This is a genomic window from Solirubrobacter ginsenosidimutans, from assembly GCF_027587205.1.
Genome location: NZ_JAPDOD010000012.1, coordinates 141,228 through 155,526 on the forward strand (window position 1 = coordinate 141,228; position 14,299 = coordinate 155,526).

Here is a 14,299-nt window from a genome sequence, read left to right on the forward strand (position 1 = left end):
GGGTGCTGCCCGCGCCCCCGCAGCAGATCCAGGCCGAGCGGATGCACGTGGCCGCCTCCGCCGGGCACGTGATCCGCGACGCGACCGCGAGCGGCGGACGTGCGCTCGCGCTGAGTGGAGCGGCGACGCTGCGGGTGCGGGTCGGCGCGGAGGTCGAGGCGAGCGTGCGCGTGCGGTCCGTGGCGTGCGCGGGCGGGCCGCGGGTCGTCGTGACCATCGGCGAGACGCGGGTGCTCAGCGCGCGGGTGACGAGCCGCCGCTGGGTCACGCTCAAAGCGTCGGCCAGCGTCCTCGCCGGCCGGCGGACGCTGACGCTGCGCGTCGCCGGGACCCGCTGCCGCCGAGCGCTGCGCGTGGACCGCGTCACGCTCGCCGAGGGCGCCCAAAAGCAGCGCACGATCTGGGTCCCCTCCCCCACGACGACCTGGCAATGGCAGTTGAGCGGCACGATCGACACGTCGGTCGACGCCCAGATGTACGACGTCGACCTCTTCGACACGCCCGCGAGCGTCGTCGAAACGCTCCACGCGCAGGGCCGGCGCGCGGTCTGTTACCTCAGCGCCGGCTCGTTCGAGACGGGCCGCCCGGACGCGCGTGCGTTCCCGGCAGCAGTGCTCGGCGAGCCGCTGGACGGCTATCCGGACGAGCGCTGGCTCGACATCCGCCGCCTCGACGTGCTCGGGCCGATCATGGAGGCCCGCATGGACCTGTGCCGCAGCAAGGGCTTCGATGCCGTCGAAGCCGACAACGTCGACGGCTACGCCAACAAGTCAGGCTTCCCGCTGACCGCCGACGACCAGCTCCGCTACAACCGCTTCCTCGCGGCCGCCGCCCACGCGCGCGGCCTCTCGATCGGGCTCAAGAACGACCTCGACCAGGTCGCGCAACTCGAGCCCGGCTTCGACTGGGCGCTGAACGAGCAGTGCTTCCAGTACGACGAGTGTGACCGGCTGAAGCCGTTCGTCGCCGCCGGCAAGGCGGTCTTCGTCACCGAGTACGAGCTCGAGCCAGCGGCGTTCTGCGCGCGGGCCCAGGCCGACGGGTTCATGGCGATGGTCAAGCGCCTCGAGCTTGGGCCGTTTCGGCAGCCGTGCTGGTGAGCGTCGCCGCCAGCCCGTCGTGCAGCGCGGTGCGGGCGTGCCAGCCGAGCAACTCCGCCGCCCGCGCCGCCTCCAGGCAGGACCGGCGGACCTCGCCCGGCCGCTCGGGCACGAACCGGGCGGGCAGGTCCAGTGCCCGCACGAGGTCGAGCACGCTCGTCTCGCGCCCCGTCGCGACGTTGCAGCACCCGCCGACCCGGTGCTCGCCCGCCGCGACGAACGCCTCGACGGCGTCGTCCACGTAGACGAAATCCCGCGTCTGGTGACCGTCGCCGAACACGGTGACCTCGCGCCCGTCGGCGGCCGCGCCGCAGAATCGCGCGATCACGCCCGCCTCGCCGCGCGGGTCCTGACGCGGCCCGTAGACGTTCGCGAGCCGCAGCACGAACGCGGACAGGCCGTGCCGCAGCGCGTAGTACTCGACGTAGTGCTCGGCCGCGGCCTTCGACAGCGCGTAGGGCGAGAGCGGCCGGGCGGGCTCGGTCTCCGGCGTCGGCACGATTGCCGCGTCGCCGTAGATCGCCCCGCCGGTGGACGCCAGCACGAAGCGCTCGACGCCGGACCGCCGCGTCTGCTCGAGCACGGTGGCCGTGCCCGCGACGTTGATCCGCGCGTCCCGCGCGGGGTCCTCGATCGCGCGCCGGACATCGATCTGCGCGGCGAGGTGATAGACGACCGAGGGCCGCGCGGCGGCGAACACCCGCGCCACCGCATCGGCGTTGACGACGTCCGCCGTGTGCACGGTCGCGCCGCGCCCGATCGCGCCCGCGAGGTTCTCGATCCGCCCGGTGGAGCGGTCGTCGAGGACGGTCACGTGATCGCCGCGGTCGAGCAGGGCGTCGACGAGGTTGGAGCCGATATACCCGGCCCCACCCGTGACCAGCACGCGTTCGCCGATCACGCGTATACGCAGTAGAGATTGCCCGCGCCCGCGGCCGCTGCGCCCGTCGTCCCCGCGTTTACGTACTGCCACTGGTAGTCCGGCTGGCCGGCGACCCAATAGACGATCTCGTAGACGCCGATCGCGTAGATCCCCTGCCCCGAAGGCACCGAGACCGGGCCCCACGTGAACGGGATCGGCTCGAACGCGCCGCCGGGATGGAACTGCGCGACCCCGGTCGCGGTCGCCGTGAACGTGTCCCAGCGCCCGCGATCCTCGCCGTTGACGCCGAGCCAGTGCCAGCCGCCCGCCGCCGTGTACCAGGCGACCCACCCGCGGGTGGAGATCGGCGTCGTCGACTTCGTGGTGAAGTCCGGCTCCGCCAGGTAGGCCGGCGGCGCGCCGGAGCCGTCCGCCGAGCACTGCAGGTGACCGTCGGTCCAGAACCCCTTGGCCTTCGCCGGCGCCCGGCCGGCGGTCAGCGAGAACGAGAGCCGCTTGCTCCCGAGCTTGGCCGTCGCCGCCACGAGCTTGCGCTTGACGACCTTCGCAGCCACCTTCTTCGACAGCGAAAGCCGCGCGGTCGCCCGCCCGCCGGTGCAGCGGTAGCCGGCGCGAGCGAGCGTGCCGGAGCCCGCGGCCTTGGCGGTCACGCGCAGCGTCCCGCCCGCCTGGCAGGCGAAGGACACGCTGAACGTCCGCTTGGACCGGTTGAGCGCGACGTCCGCCGCCTGCAGCAGCCCGGGACCGACCGGCCCGGCCGGGATCGACGCCGCGGTGCCGGGGGCGACGAACGCGGGCGCCGTGCCAGGCGGCGCGGGCAGGTCGGTCCCGTTGCCGGGCGGCGGACCAGGAGGCCCGGCGGGCGCCTGCGCAGAGGCGGCCGCGGGTGCGCAGGAGAGGACCAGGGCAGCGAGGACGAGCGAGCGGGTCATGGGCATTGCGGGCTCCTTGAGTCGGCTTCCTCGCGCAGGTAGGGCGGCGGAGTGCCCCACGGGTCGGGCGGGGTGCCGGAGGTCACGTAGAGATGCACTTCGCGCGAGGTCGCGGCGAAGAGCGAGCGGGCCTGCGCGGCCGTCGCCGCGTAGACAAGATGGGCGGTGCGGTCTTCCGGGATGTCGCGCAGCCAATCGGGCGCGGCGGCCATCCGCGCGGCGTAGTCCGCGAACGGGCCTTCGAACGTCACGACCAGGTCCGCGAGGTCGAAGTAGCCGCGCGCGGGCACGGTCCCGGGGTTGAACACGAGCTCACCCTGGCCGCGCAACTGCCGGCTGAGCGCCGCGTAGTACGGCAGTTGCGCGTCGTCGTGGGAGACCTCGTCGAGGAAGATCCCGTCGACGCCGTACCACGCGCGGTAGCGCTCGACGTCGGCGAGGACGGCGGAAGCGTGCCGCGTGCCGAACGTGGTCGGGACGTAGCCGAGGATCCGCGCTCCACCCGCCTGGGCGTGCGCGACGGCGCGCCGCAGGTCCGGGTCCGGCGCCGCGCCCGGACCGCTCGCGGGGTTGACGATCAGCAGCCGCGGGCCGGGGGCGGCGTCGGCGAGATCGACGATCCCCTGCGGCGAGAGGTAGGCGGGGATCAGGCTCGACGCGCAGCCGGCCGGCCGTTCGGACGCGCGGCCGAGCACCACGCTGGTCGCGAGGACGATTCCGGCGGCGAGGCTTCCGGCGAGCAGCACGGCGCGGGTCACGTGATCCACATCGCCGTCGCCAGTGTCCGCGCCGGGCGCGCGAGCAGGGCGAGCACCGGCGGCAGGAGCACGCAGACGCCGACCGCGGCGCCCACCGCCAGCGGCGCGCCGGCGAACGGCGCCGCGTCCTCCCAGCGCAGCAGCAGCTCGGTCGCGAGCGCGGCGTACACGCCGGCGACCGCGACCGACGCGCGCCCCAGCGCCTCCAGCAGGCTCGCCAGCAGCGTGACGAGCGCGAGCAGGCCGAACGCCGTCAGCAGCCCGCTGCGCCCGGACGGCAGCCACGGGGTGAGGACGAGCGCGGCGGACAGCGCCGCGGTCAGCCAGACGAGCCGCGAGAGCGAGCCCAGCAGCGCGCCGAGTGGGCCGCGCGTGACGCCACGTGGCGGCGTGCTCCCTACCGGCACACCCGCCACCGCGCGCGGGATCAGGTGCTCGAGCGTCCACAGGCGGTGTCCGGCCCAGAGGCTCGCGACCGTCGAAGGAAGCAGCGCGAGCGCCGGGCTCGTCCCGGCGGTCCAGCTGACGCTGGGGTCCGAGACGATGAGGAGCCCGACGCCCGCGCCAATCAGCGCGCCCCGGCAAGCGCGGCTCCAGCGACCCGGGGCAGCGGGATCGCCGGCGGCACCGGGGCGCACCGCGAGCGCCGTCGCGCCCGAGGTCAAGATCGCCGTCGCGGCCAGGACCTGCCCGGCCGGGAGGAGGAAGATCGCGGGGGTCGCCGCCGCGACGAGCACGCCGTAGACCGCGTACCACCCGCGCCGGATCAGGATCGTGCCGCCGGTCCAGGTCACGGTCAGCAGACCCGCGAGCAGGCCGGGCGTGCCGAGCGCGGCGGTGGGCAGCGCGACGACCGCGACCGCCCCGAGCGCGAGCTCGCGCGGATGGCGGGCGAGCGCGAGCAGGCCGCCCGGGCGCCCGAGGTAGCGACTGCGCAGGCCCCACTGCAGCGCGAGCGTGAGCGGCAGCGCGACGCGCAGGCCCTGCTCCACCACCTGGCTGCCCAGATCGGCGGCCAGCGGCACCGCCCACAGGGCGATCGCCAGGACCGTGGCGACGAACGCCGTCCCTTCGAGCACGACGCCCCTGCGCGGCCGCGGCGGCGCGGTCTTGGCGTGGCTCGCGAGCGGCTCCGCGGGCGTGAGGGGCAGCAGCCGGCGTCCCGTGTCGAGCGCCCGCTGCGCCGGGATGCCCGCCCACGCCTCCAGCACCACGGCGGCCTCGAGCATGTCCTGCGGCTCGCGGCCGAGCCGCGCCCGCACGAGGCTGCGCGACCGCTCCAGCTCCGCGCTCATGCCGCTTCCCGAAAGCGCGTCGTCTCGGTCATCCCGCGCAGCAGGTCGCGGTAGCCGTCGACGCAGGCCGCCTCGTTGAAGATCCGTCCCAGCCGGGCGTGACCGCGCTGCCCGAGCGACCACGCGAGGTCCGGGTTGCGCAGCAGCATCACCGCCGCCATCGCCAGCCCGTGGTCGTCCCCGGGCGGGGTGACGACGCCGCAGCCGGTGACGACGTCCGGCACGCCGCCGACGCCCGTGGAGACGACCGGCCGCGCCTCGCTCATCGCCTCGAGGATCGACATCGGCAGCCCCTCCGAGATGCTCGTCATGAGCACCACGTCGGCGGCGCGGACCGCGGCGTTGGGATCGGTCGTGCGACCCATGAAGCGGAAGCGCTCGCCGAGCCCGAGACGCCTGTGCAGCGCGTGGCAGGAGCGCCCGTAGGCCTCCTCTCCCGGGCTGACCGAGCCGTAGTGGAGGAACTGCGCGTCCGGCACGAGCCGCAGCGTGTCGGCCGCGACGCGCAGCAGCGTGTGGACGTCCTTGAGCGGGTCGATGCGGCCGACCGAGACGACGGTCTTCGTGCGCGGCGGCAGCGTCGGCTCCCCCGGCTGGCGCAGGCCGTTGTAGAGGACGACGATCCGCTCCGCGTCGATCCCGAGGCCCATCTCCCAGTAGGCGTTGGCGTCGGTCACCGGGCACACGACGTCCGCCCCGGCGTAGGCCGAGCGGGTCAGCCCGCGGGCGAGGCGGGTGGCGACGAAGCGCGCGCCGGGCGAGTCGCCGCTGCGCACCTGGGCGAGGTAGGCCTCGCGCAGGTAGACGCCGTGCTCGGTCAGCATTATCGGCGTGCCGTGCAGCGCCTTGTGGACGACCGCGGGGATCGCCGACCAGCCGGCGGCGGTGACGTGCAGCAGGTCGGTCTCCGGCGTCGGCACCGCGGCCGTGCGCGCGACCCAGTAGAGCGTCTGGTAGAGCTGCGCGGCCTCGACGAGGTCCAGCGCCGGCGGCGTGCCCGCCTCCGGGATGCGCTCGGCCAGCACGCCGGCGAGCGCGGCGAGGTACGCCGTCCAGCCGCGGCGCGAGCGAAACGCCCGGCGCACGTCCGCCGGGTGCCTGCGGCAGGCGATCCACGCGTCGAGCACCTCGGCCGGGTCGCCCTCCCAGCCGATCAGGTGGCGGACCAGGGTCGCCGGCAGCTCGGCGGCGGCCGCGGTCGACCGCCGCAGGCCCGTGCGGCGGGGGATGTTCTCGGACCAGACCTCGATCCGCCCCACCTCCCGGGCCTGCGGCGGGAGCGCGTAGAGCGCCTCCCGTTTTCCCGGCGCCACGATCGGCAGCACCTGCCAGTCGAACTCGTCGAGCCCGCCGACGATCAGATCGCACCACGAGCTGACGCCGCCCATGACGTACGGGTACGTGCCCTCGGTGCAGAGCAGGATCCGTGGCCGCGTGCCGGCGACGGCGAGCTTGCGCCGTGACTGCGGGGCGAGCCCGCGGTCAAGTTCGAGCAGCGCCATCGTGGCGGCTCCCGTTCAGCCGCGGCGGCTCGGACCAGTGCCCGCCGCCGTCGTGCTCGCTCTCGGCCGGGGGCTGCAGCGCCGTGTCCTGGTCCTGGCCGCCCGGCAAGGCGCGCAGGCGAGCCTCGAAGCTGACCATCACGCGTTCGATCTGCCGGCAGATCTCGAGCAGCGACTCGCGGATCACCAGCCCTTCGACGAGCACCTTGGTCGTCTCGTCGGCCATGCCCGCGTCGTCGTCGCGCGCCGCCGAGAGCGACCGCGCGCGGGTCAGCAGGCCCTCGATGTCCGGCCCCCTGTGCTCGGCGGCCTTCAGCCGGGCGTTCTCCTCGCGCAGCAGCACGAGCTCGGAATGCAGCTCGGACAGGGACTCGTCCTCGCCCTCGATGTCTGACCGCCGGCGGGCGAACCGCCGCCCGCGATCGGGATCGCCGGTCGTCATCGCGATCAGCCCTTGACCACGCGGAAGCTGACGGTCTTGGCCTTCGTCCTGGCTTGCCCGGACCGGTGCGCGGTGACGACGAGCCGGTACGAGCTGGGCTTGAGCAGGCGCTTGCCGAAGCGCCCGGTGAAGCGCACCTCGACGTTGCCGGCCTTGACGGTGCGGGTGATGGTGCCGGCCGCGACCCAGCGCTTGTGGCGGCCGGTCGTCCGGCGCTGCACGACCAGCCGGACGGAGGCGCTGGTAGAGACCTTGAAGGTGACGCGCGAGCCGTCGAGACGGGTGCCGCGAGGCGGCGTCTTGTGGGCGACCGGGAAGCGGCGCGGGGCCATCTTGAGCTTGCTCAGCGTGAGCTTCGTGGTGCGCGCGGCGGGCTTCGAGTCCGAGCCGTTGCCGGAGCCGCCACCGCCTGCCTGCGGGTTGGGCCCGGCCTCGACGTGGGTCTCGGCCTTGGGCGCGTCCTTGACGACGCCGGTGACCGCGGAGGCGGCCTGACTGACCGACGAGATCCAGTTGCCGGCGAGCACGACGACCCGCACCGTCGACCCCGCGTCGGCGGCGTCGAGCTTGTAGCTCGGGCCGGTGGCGATCGTCTTGCACTTCGCGCCCTTGTCGTCGCAGCGCTGCCAGCGGTAGTCGTAGGCGATCGTGGCCGTGCCCGCCCACGTGCCCTTCGTCGCGGTGAGCGTCTCCCCGGCCCGCGCGGTGCCGGTCACGGACGGCGCCGCGGTGTTGGCCGGATCGCTGGGCGCGAGCACCTGCTCGGCGCCCGGGGCGAGCGTGATCCAGCCTGACGTCTGCCCGCCGTAGAGCTCGCCCTGGGTGGTGCCCGTGAGCGGCACGTCGGCCGGCGCCACGCCGGTGTTCTTGACGTGGACCTTGCCGTCCACGAGCGAGGCGGTCACGGTGCCCGCGGCGCGGGTCGCCGCCCACGCGCCCTGCTGTGCGAGCGTCTTCCCGATCTCCGAGTGGGAGAGCTGCACCAGCTTCGTGCTGGTCCGGTCGAACGCCGCCTCATAGCGGGCCAGCAGGCCGCCGAACACGGGGTAGGCGATGCCGCCCTGGGCGGGATCGGTCTCCGGGAGGCCGAGCGTGTAGCCGGCGAGGTTGCTCTGGTGGATGTAGTGCGGGCGCGGGTCGTTGCCCACGACGTGGCGGAACATCACCGAGTTCTCGCTCGCCACGTACTGCGCCCACGTGGCCTTGGTGTCGCGGCACGTGGTGACGAGGGGGATGTCCGTGCAGTTGCCCCCACCCGCCGGCTTGGTGTAGATCCAGTTGTATTCGTCGAGCTGCTGGGCCTGCTTGGAGACGTTGTAATAGACGTTGCTCGGGTAGCGCGGCACCGCCTGCACGGCGCCCTCGAAGAACGTCCCGCCGGCCGGGATCGGTGGGCTGGTCAGCACCGTCGGGTCCGACGGGTAGTCCTTCGACGCGTCGGAGGCGTCGAACAGGATCCCCGCCGCGGTCATGGCGGTGGCGAAGTTCGGGTTCTGGGCATAGGGCGCAAGCGCGGCCCCGTTGCTTGTGGGCGGCGTGCCCGCCGTGCCCGCGGCGACGCTGTCGGTGAGGCTGAGCTCGATCGGGTTCTGGCCGTCGTCGGTGGGGTCGGTGGCGCCGCGGGTGCTGCTCGCCACGACCGCCCACGCGTTCGTGCCCGCCGGGCTGCGGTAGAGCGTGTAGGCGATGGCGTGGCAGACCGCGTTGAACGTCGCCGTGACCTTGCCGTTGGCCGCGACCGTGACGTTGGGCGTGATCGAGGCCGTGGTCTCGCCGGCACTGGACTTCGCGGTCAGCGCGTAGTCGTAGACGCCGGCTCCGATCAAGCCGCCGGCCGCCGGGGTGACCTCACCGAACGCGGGCGGGTCGATCGTCCCAGGATTGCCCGGGCGGGTGTTCGCCAGCCCGGAGTGCTCACCGGTCACCAGCTCCGCCTCGCTCGTCACGGGGATGCCGTGGCTGCGGGCCCAGGTCAGGTTGGTCGTGACCTGGCGGGCGATGTACCGGGTCGACGAGCAGTCGAGGTTCGGGTGCTCGTAGGTGTGGTTGATGAAGCCGAAGGCCGAGTTGACGCTCGGCTGCGCGAACTTGACCGCCAGCGGGTCGGTGTTGGTGCTGAACTGCTCCTTGTAGAGCTCGCTACCGCCGCCGTTGAACGCGAAGTCCAGCCGCAGCCCGTGGGCCTGGCTCCAGGCCATCGCCTGGTCGACGTCGGCGGGCGTCATCCGGATCGCCGCGCCCGGGTCGTAGTTGGTGGTGTGGGTCGCCGGGTCCCAGGCGTCGTCGCCGAGGAAGAGGTCGTCGACCTGCACCTCGAGGTAGTTGCGCTGGTAGCCGAGGAAGACGCCGCGCGTGACCCAGTTGAGCATCCCGTGCCGGAGCAGCTGGTTGTGGCTCTGGAACTGGTTGGAGGCGACGGTCATCACCATCTCCTCGCGGCCGTCGTCGGGGTGGGTGTAGATCCCGAGGAACGCGGTGTTGTTGGTGGGCCCCGACAGCAGCGTCTGCCAGTCGGCGGTGTTCACCGGCGTAGCCGGGTAGCCGAAGGTCTCGGGGACCATCGGATCGTCGTTGGCGATCTGCACCGGTCCCTTCAGGTACGGGAACGCGGCCTTGCCGGCGGGGGTCAGGTTGGCCATGACGCCGTCCTGCGAGGTGCCGCCGACGGTGTTGAGCCCGTGCGCGGGGCCGGGCGCCGTGTAGTCGCTCAGGCGGCGGATGCCGAAGGTGCGCTCGAACTTCGCGAGCATCGCCCACTCGGCATCGGTGAAGGCCGACAGGTAGCTGATCGTGCCGCCGGGGTTGGTGACGTTGTGGCCGAGGTCGCCCGAGGCGAGGATCACGGCCTGATAGCGCGCGTGGTCAGCGCCGTAGTCGGCGAGGCGCGCGTCGGTCAGCGTCGCGGTCTTCGTCTGGCCCGTGTACGCCTGCAGCGTGTCGTAGGGCACGCCTTCGCGATCGAGCTCCGCCTTCCAGGCGCCGAAGCCCGGCTCGCTCCCGTCCGCGGAGATCAGCAGCACCTTCAGGTCGACCGTCTGCCCGGGGGCGACCTGCACCGGCGGCGCCGCGAGCGCCACCGGCACGGCGAGCGCGACGATCGCGATCACCGCGACGCCCATGTTCCGCAGCCGTTCCGTCCGTGGCCATTGCCGCATGCTTCCTCCGCTCCGCGTTCCGTCCCGGCGCTGTTCACCGGCGGCCTCTGCCTAGGCCTCCGGGCATCGCCCTACCGTCATTCTTGAAGTGCTGAGCGGGTCGTTACAAGGGGTCTTGGCCTTCCACTCCTGACCCCTTGCGTACATACGCAATACCGAGGCGTTTACGCGCCGCCGCCGTGCTCGAATCCTGACCTCGGCCCCGGCAGCGAGATGCCGCTGTAGCTCGGCGGACGGCGGTAGCCCGCCGCCCGCTGGACGCTCGACGGTCGCCACATGGCACCCCCGCGCATGGTCGGAACGCCTTCCTCGTTCAAGACATCCGCAATTGCTTGGAGCGTCATGCCGTCCTCGCGCATGCGGGAGATGCGCGCATAGAGCTCGGGCACGTCCGCCACCGCGATCCGCCCTTGGCGCTGCCCGCGCGAGCGCGCCGCCGCCATCCCGTGGCGGGTGCCGACAGAGATCCGCTCTCGCTCACGGCTCCCCACGCCCGCAACCGCCTCGGCGGCGAGCCGTCCCTCGGGCGTCGACGTGTCGAGCCCGAGATCGAGCGCGATCAGCACGCGGCCGCCGTCCATGAACCAGCGCAGCAGCGGCGAGAGCGTCACGGCGCTGGGAGAGAGGTCGCTCAGCCGCGCGACCACCAGCGTGTCCGCCTTGCGCTCGGCGATCTGCGCGAGCGCCCACTGCAGCGACGGCCGGGCACGCTGCTCGCCGGCGACGTCGTGCACCACGTCCAGGAGGGCGAGGTCGGTGGCGCAGCACCAGGTGTGAAGGTCCTCGATCCGCTCGGCGAGCTCGACCGGCGCGATGCCGCGCGCGTGCAGGAAGTAGCCGAGCGCGCGCCGCCCATCGCTCGCTACGGCGGTCGGGGGAGTCGGCGGCGCGGGCGGCGGTTGGAGGGACAGCAGCCGGCGAACCGACTCGCGCCACGCTCGGCGCCTGGGAACCGCTCCATCTCGTTCAGTTCTCACGGCGGGGCCCTTCGGGGAGGTTCGTCCGGCTTGTACGCAGCGGACTGCGCAGCGGTTGGATCAGCGGATAACCGGAATGTCATGACGCTGACTTCTGAGGCGATGGGCGGGCCTGGCGTAAGCGCCGACCGCGCATGGTGCGGGAGCAGGCGAGAGGCCTGACCCGCGATCCGGCTGCCGAGGCGGTGCGCTCCAGCGTTTCTCGCGGGACCGCAGCCCCGAGTCGTCGCTCAAGTAGCGCCGCCACGCTCCGATCACCCGGTGTATGCCTCTTCGCCGGACCCTCCCGGTCGGCGCGATCCTCGCGCCGGCCGCGCTCGTCGTCGTCCTCGCTTACGCGCTGAGTGCCGGCGTGATGCTCCATGTGCCGCCGGTGGTGCACATGGTCGCCGTCGCCACCGCCGGGCTGGTCGCCGGCGCGGCCGCGGTCGCGATGTCCGTGATCGCGGTCCGGCTCAACGACGGCCGCGCCGTGCTGCTCGGGTTCGCGTTCTCGGTGATGTCGGTGCTGCTCGTGTTCCACGCGCTCGCGACACCCGGCGTGCTGATCGGCGACAACGGGCTCGTGCAGGCGGCGGGCGCGCTCAATCTCCCGCTCGGCGGGTCGATCCTCGCCGCGTCGGCGCTCCCGGCCCTGCGCCGCCCGCGCAGTGCCGCGGCGGTGCTGTGGGTGCAGGTCGTGGTGCTCGTCGTGCTGGTGGCGATCGGCACGCTCGGGCTGCTGTTCCCCGCGATCATCCCGGCCGTTCCGGAGTACGAGACGCTGGCGGCGCAGCTCGTCTTCCTCGCGGCGGCACCGCTGCTGGCGGTGCTCGCGTACCGGGCGTCGCGCACATTCCTGCTGACCCGGCGCACGTCCGACCTGCTCGTGGCGAGCGGCGTCGTCTTCCTGATCGGCGCCGAGTACGGCCTGCTGAACTCGGACATGATGGACCTGATCTGGTGGGTGGCGCACGCGTTCGAGGTGGCGGGGCTCGGCCTCGTCGGCATCCCCGCGGCGCTCGACCTGCGCCACTCGACCGCCTCGCGGCCGTTGATGGGCGACCTGCGCGCCGAGGACATCGTCGCCGACGAGGAAGGCTTCCTCGGCGGGCGCGTCCACGCGCTGCTCGTGCGCCTGGCTGAGAAGGACCGCTCCACCGAGGGCCACACCCGCCGCGTCGCCACGCTCGCCGTGCAGATCGGCGAGCACCTCCAGCTGCCCGCCTCGCGCCTGCGCCTGCTCGCTCTCGGCGGCCTCCTGCACGACATGGGCAAGCTGGCCGTCCCGGACGCGATCCTCAACAAGCCCGGCAAGCTGACCGACGACGAGTTCGCGATCATCAAGGGCCATCCGGTCACAGGGCGCGAACTGCTCTCCGAGCTCGGCGGGTTCCCCGAACTGGTGCTCGACCTCGTCGAAAGCCACCACGAGCGCCTGGACGGCCGCGGCTACCCGAACCGGGCCAAGGCAGGCAAGCTCGACCTCGAGGTGCGCATCCTCACCGTCGCCGACGTCTACGACGCGCTGACCGCCGACCGCGTCTACCGCGAGGCGTGGCCGATCGAGCGGGCGCTCGCACTGTTGGACGAGGACACGGGGAGCGCGTTCGACGCGCTCTGCGTGAGGGCTTTGAAGGCGGTTGTGGCGCCGGAGCAGGACGCGGTTACGTGGCGGGCGAGCCTGTCGGCCCCGGCCGAAACGCCGCTTCGTCCGCGCGTTCCTCGCACGGCCTGAAAGTCAACTGCGCCGGGGGGAGCCAGAAAGCGCGTTCTCACACGTGGGATGGTGAGCGAGCGTCGACTTTCGTGACCAGAGCGCGAGAAACTCGACGCTCGCGTCGCGAGCGCGAACCTGATCAAGACCCGCGCACGGGCCCTCAAACGCGCACGGTCGACCACGGCGACGGAGAGATGGGCGCGAGGGACACACTTTCCTTCTCCGTAGCCCGTAACTGTCGGTGTCCCGGCACGGCAATTCGAGCCAACAGAGCCGCGCCGAGCAGCGGACTCACGGCAGCCAGCAACGGAGGGCGCACCACTCCCCCCTCTCCCACCCGGCGCAGTTGACTTTCGTCCCTTAGGCGACGAGCGCTGCGCCCAGCGCCTCGAGCGGCGCCGTGTACTCGCGGCCCTGGTCACGGGCGACGGGCTCGTAGGTCACCTTGCCTGCGGCGACGTTGAGCCCCGCGAGGAAGCCCGGGTCGGCCTGCAGAGCGCCCTCGACACCCTCAGTCGCAAGCTTGACCACGTACGGCATCGTCGCGTTGGTCAGCGCGAAGGTCGACGTGATCGGCACCGCGCCGGGCATGTTGGCCACGCAGTAGTGCGTCACGCCGTCGACCTCGTAGGTCGGGTCGGTGTGCGTCGTCGCGCGGGACGTCTCAAAGCACCCGCCCTGATCGATCGAGACGTCGACCAGCACCGCGTTCTCCTTCATCAGCTTCAACTGCTCGCGCTTGATGACGTGCGGCGCCTTCGCGCCGTGCACGAGCACCGCGCCGATGACGAGATCGGCCTCGCTGAGCATCCGCTCGACGTTCAACGTCGTGGAGAAGACGGTCGACGCGCGGTTGTTGAGGAGGAAGTCGAGCTCGCGCAGGCGGTCGATGTTGCGGTCGAAGATGTAGGTCTCGGCGCCCATGCCGATCGCGACCTCGGCCGCGGTCAGGCCGACCACGCCGCCGCCGATGATCATCACCTTGCCGGGAGCGACACCGGGCACGCCGCCGAGCAGCAGGCCACGGCCGCCGAGCGGCTTCTCGAGCATGAACGCGCCCGCCTGCGTCGCGATCTTGCCCGCGACCTCGCTCATCGGCGCCAGCAGCGGCAGCCGGCCGCGCGGGTCGGTGACGGTCTCGTAGGCGATGCAGGTCGCGCCGGAGTCGATCAGGCCCTGCGTGAGCTCGGAGTCGGGCGCGAGGTGCAGGTAGGTGAAGAGGATGTGGTGCGGCTGCAGCAGCGCGACCTCGCTCGGCTGCGGCTCCTTGACCTTGACGATCAGCTCGGCGCCGGCGAAGACGGCCTCGGCGTCGGCGACGATCTCCGCGCCCTGCTCGACGTACTCGGCGTCTGGAATCGCGGAGCCCTTGCCGGCGCCCGCCTGGATGAGCACCTCGTGCCCGTGGTCGACCAGCTCGCGGACACCCGCGGGCGTCAACGCCACGCGGTACTCGTCGGTCTTGATCTCCGTCGGGACGCCGATACGCATCAGGTTCTCTCTCCTGGTCAAGGTTGCCCAGTGATCGTGCCCGGATCGACCGGCTCTGTACAGTT

General features: G+C 72.8%; 11 protein-coding genes. 2 read left to right on the forward strand and 9 right to left on the reverse strand.

All coding sequences use genetic code 11. From position 1 onward, the window contains the following. The first annotated feature begins 2 nt into the window (after positions 1-2). Positions 3-1,100 carry an endo alpha-1,4 polygalactosaminidase gene (locus OM076_RS14600; RefSeq protein WP_270040731.1) on the forward strand — a complete coding sequence of 366 codons (1,098 nt, stop codon included), beginning with the start codon at positions 3-5 and terminating at the stop codon, positions 1,098-1,100. On the opposite strand, the gene OM076_RS14605 is transcribed toward OM076_RS14600, so the two are convergent. The 8 genes from OM076_RS14605 to OM076_RS14640 all read right to left on the reverse strand — a co-directional run bounded on the left by OM076_RS14605 (position 1,057) and on the right by OM076_RS14640 (position 11,044). Then, positions 1,057-2,001, reverse strand: coding sequence for an NAD-dependent epimerase/dehydratase family protein (locus OM076_RS14605; RefSeq protein ID WP_270040732.1), 945 nt, complete (start codon positions 1,999-2,001; stop codon positions 1,057-1,059). The two genes, OM076_RS14600 and OM076_RS14605, sit on opposite strands and share 44 nt — an antisense overlap. Beyond that, positions 1,998-2,921 carry a hypothetical protein gene (locus OM076_RS14610; RefSeq protein WP_270040733.1) on the reverse strand — a complete coding sequence of 308 codons (924 nt, stop codon included), beginning with the start codon at positions 2,919-2,921 and terminating at the stop codon, positions 1,998-2,000. Before OM076_RS14610 ends, OM076_RS14605 begins: the two co-directional genes overlap by 4 nt. Continuing rightward, positions 2,912-3,673, reverse strand: coding sequence for a spherulation-specific family 4 protein (locus OM076_RS14615; protein ID WP_270040734.1), 762 nt, complete (start codon positions 3,671-3,673; stop codon positions 2,912-2,914). The genes OM076_RS14610 and OM076_RS14615 overlap by 10 nt, the downstream gene beginning before the upstream one ends. Next, entirely contained in the window at positions 3,670-4,968 is a 1,299-nt protein-coding gene (locus tag OM076_RS14620) for a hypothetical protein (protein ID WP_270040735.1), read from the reverse strand. Before OM076_RS14620 ends, OM076_RS14615 begins: the two co-directional genes overlap by 4 nt. Beyond that, the gene (gene pelF / locus OM076_RS14625) at positions 4,965-6,470 is read right to left on the reverse strand and encodes a GT4 family glycosyltransferase PelF (RefSeq protein ID WP_270040736.1); all 1,506 of its coding nucleotides are present in this window, start codon (positions 6,468-6,470) and stop codon (positions 4,965-4,967) included. The genes OM076_RS14620 and pelF overlap by 4 nt, the downstream gene beginning before the upstream one ends. Next, positions 6,451-6,912: a hypothetical protein gene (locus tag OM076_RS14630; RefSeq protein ID WP_270040737.1), complete on the reverse strand. Its 462-nt coding sequence runs from the start codon at positions 6,910-6,912 to the stop codon at positions 6,451-6,453. Before OM076_RS14630 ends, pelF begins: the two co-directional genes overlap by 20 nt. Before the next feature lie 5 nt (positions 6,913-6,917). Beyond that, positions 6,918-10,067, reverse strand: coding sequence for an Agd3-related carbohydrate-binding protein (locus OM076_RS14635; protein WP_270040738.1), 3,150 nt, complete (start codon positions 10,065-10,067; stop codon positions 6,918-6,920). A gap of 164 nt (positions 10,068-10,231) precedes the next feature. Further along, complete coding sequence (locus OM076_RS14640) at positions 10,232-11,044, reverse strand: recombinase family protein (protein WP_270040739.1); 813 nt, start codon at positions 11,042-11,044, stop codon at positions 10,232-10,234. A gap of 265 nt (positions 11,045-11,309) precedes the next feature. Here OM076_RS14640 and OM076_RS14645 point away from each other — a divergent pair, with 265 nt between their 5' ends. After that, positions 11,310-12,761, forward strand: a complete 1,452-nt coding sequence (locus OM076_RS14645; protein ID WP_270040740.1) for an HD-GYP domain-containing protein — start codon at positions 11,310-11,312, stop codon at positions 12,759-12,761. A gap of 342 nt (positions 12,762-13,103) precedes the next feature. Here OM076_RS14645 and ald read toward each other — a convergent pair whose 3' ends face one another. Beyond that, positions 13,104-14,234: an alanine dehydrogenase gene (ald, locus tag OM076_RS14650; protein WP_270040741.1), complete on the reverse strand. Its 1,131-nt coding sequence runs from the start codon at positions 14,232-14,234 to the stop codon at positions 13,104-13,106. Between the last annotated feature and the right edge of the window lie 65 nt (positions 14,235-14,299).

Bases quoted from the DNA above. Each gene is read 5' to 3' on its own strand.
- ald (WP_270040741.1), bottom strand. From the start codon at position 14,234: ATGCGTATCGGCGTCCCGACGGAGATCAAGACCGACGAGTACCGCGTG.
- OM076_RS14630 (WP_270040737.1), bottom strand. From the start codon at position 6,912: ATGACGACCGGCGATCCCGATCGCGGGCGGCGGTTCGCCCGCCGGCGG.
- OM076_RS14610 (WP_270040733.1), bottom strand. From the start codon at position 2,921: ATGCCCATGACCCGCTCGCTCGTCCTCGCTGCCCTGGTCCTCTCCTGC.
- pelF (WP_270040736.1), bottom strand. From the start codon at position 6,470: ATGGCGCTGCTCGAACTTGACCGCGGGCTCGCCCCGCAGTCACGGCGC.
- OM076_RS14635 (WP_270040738.1), bottom strand. From the start codon at position 10,067: ATGCGGCAATGGCCACGGACGGAACGGCTGCGGAACATGGGCGTCGCG.
- OM076_RS14645 (WP_270040740.1), top strand. From the start codon at position 11,310: ATGCCTCTTCGCCGGACCCTCCCGGTCGGCGCGATCCTCGCGCCGGCC.
- OM076_RS14620 (WP_270040735.1), bottom strand. From the start codon at position 4,968: ATGAGCGCGGAGCTGGAGCGGTCGCGCAGCCTCGTGCGGGCGCGGCTC.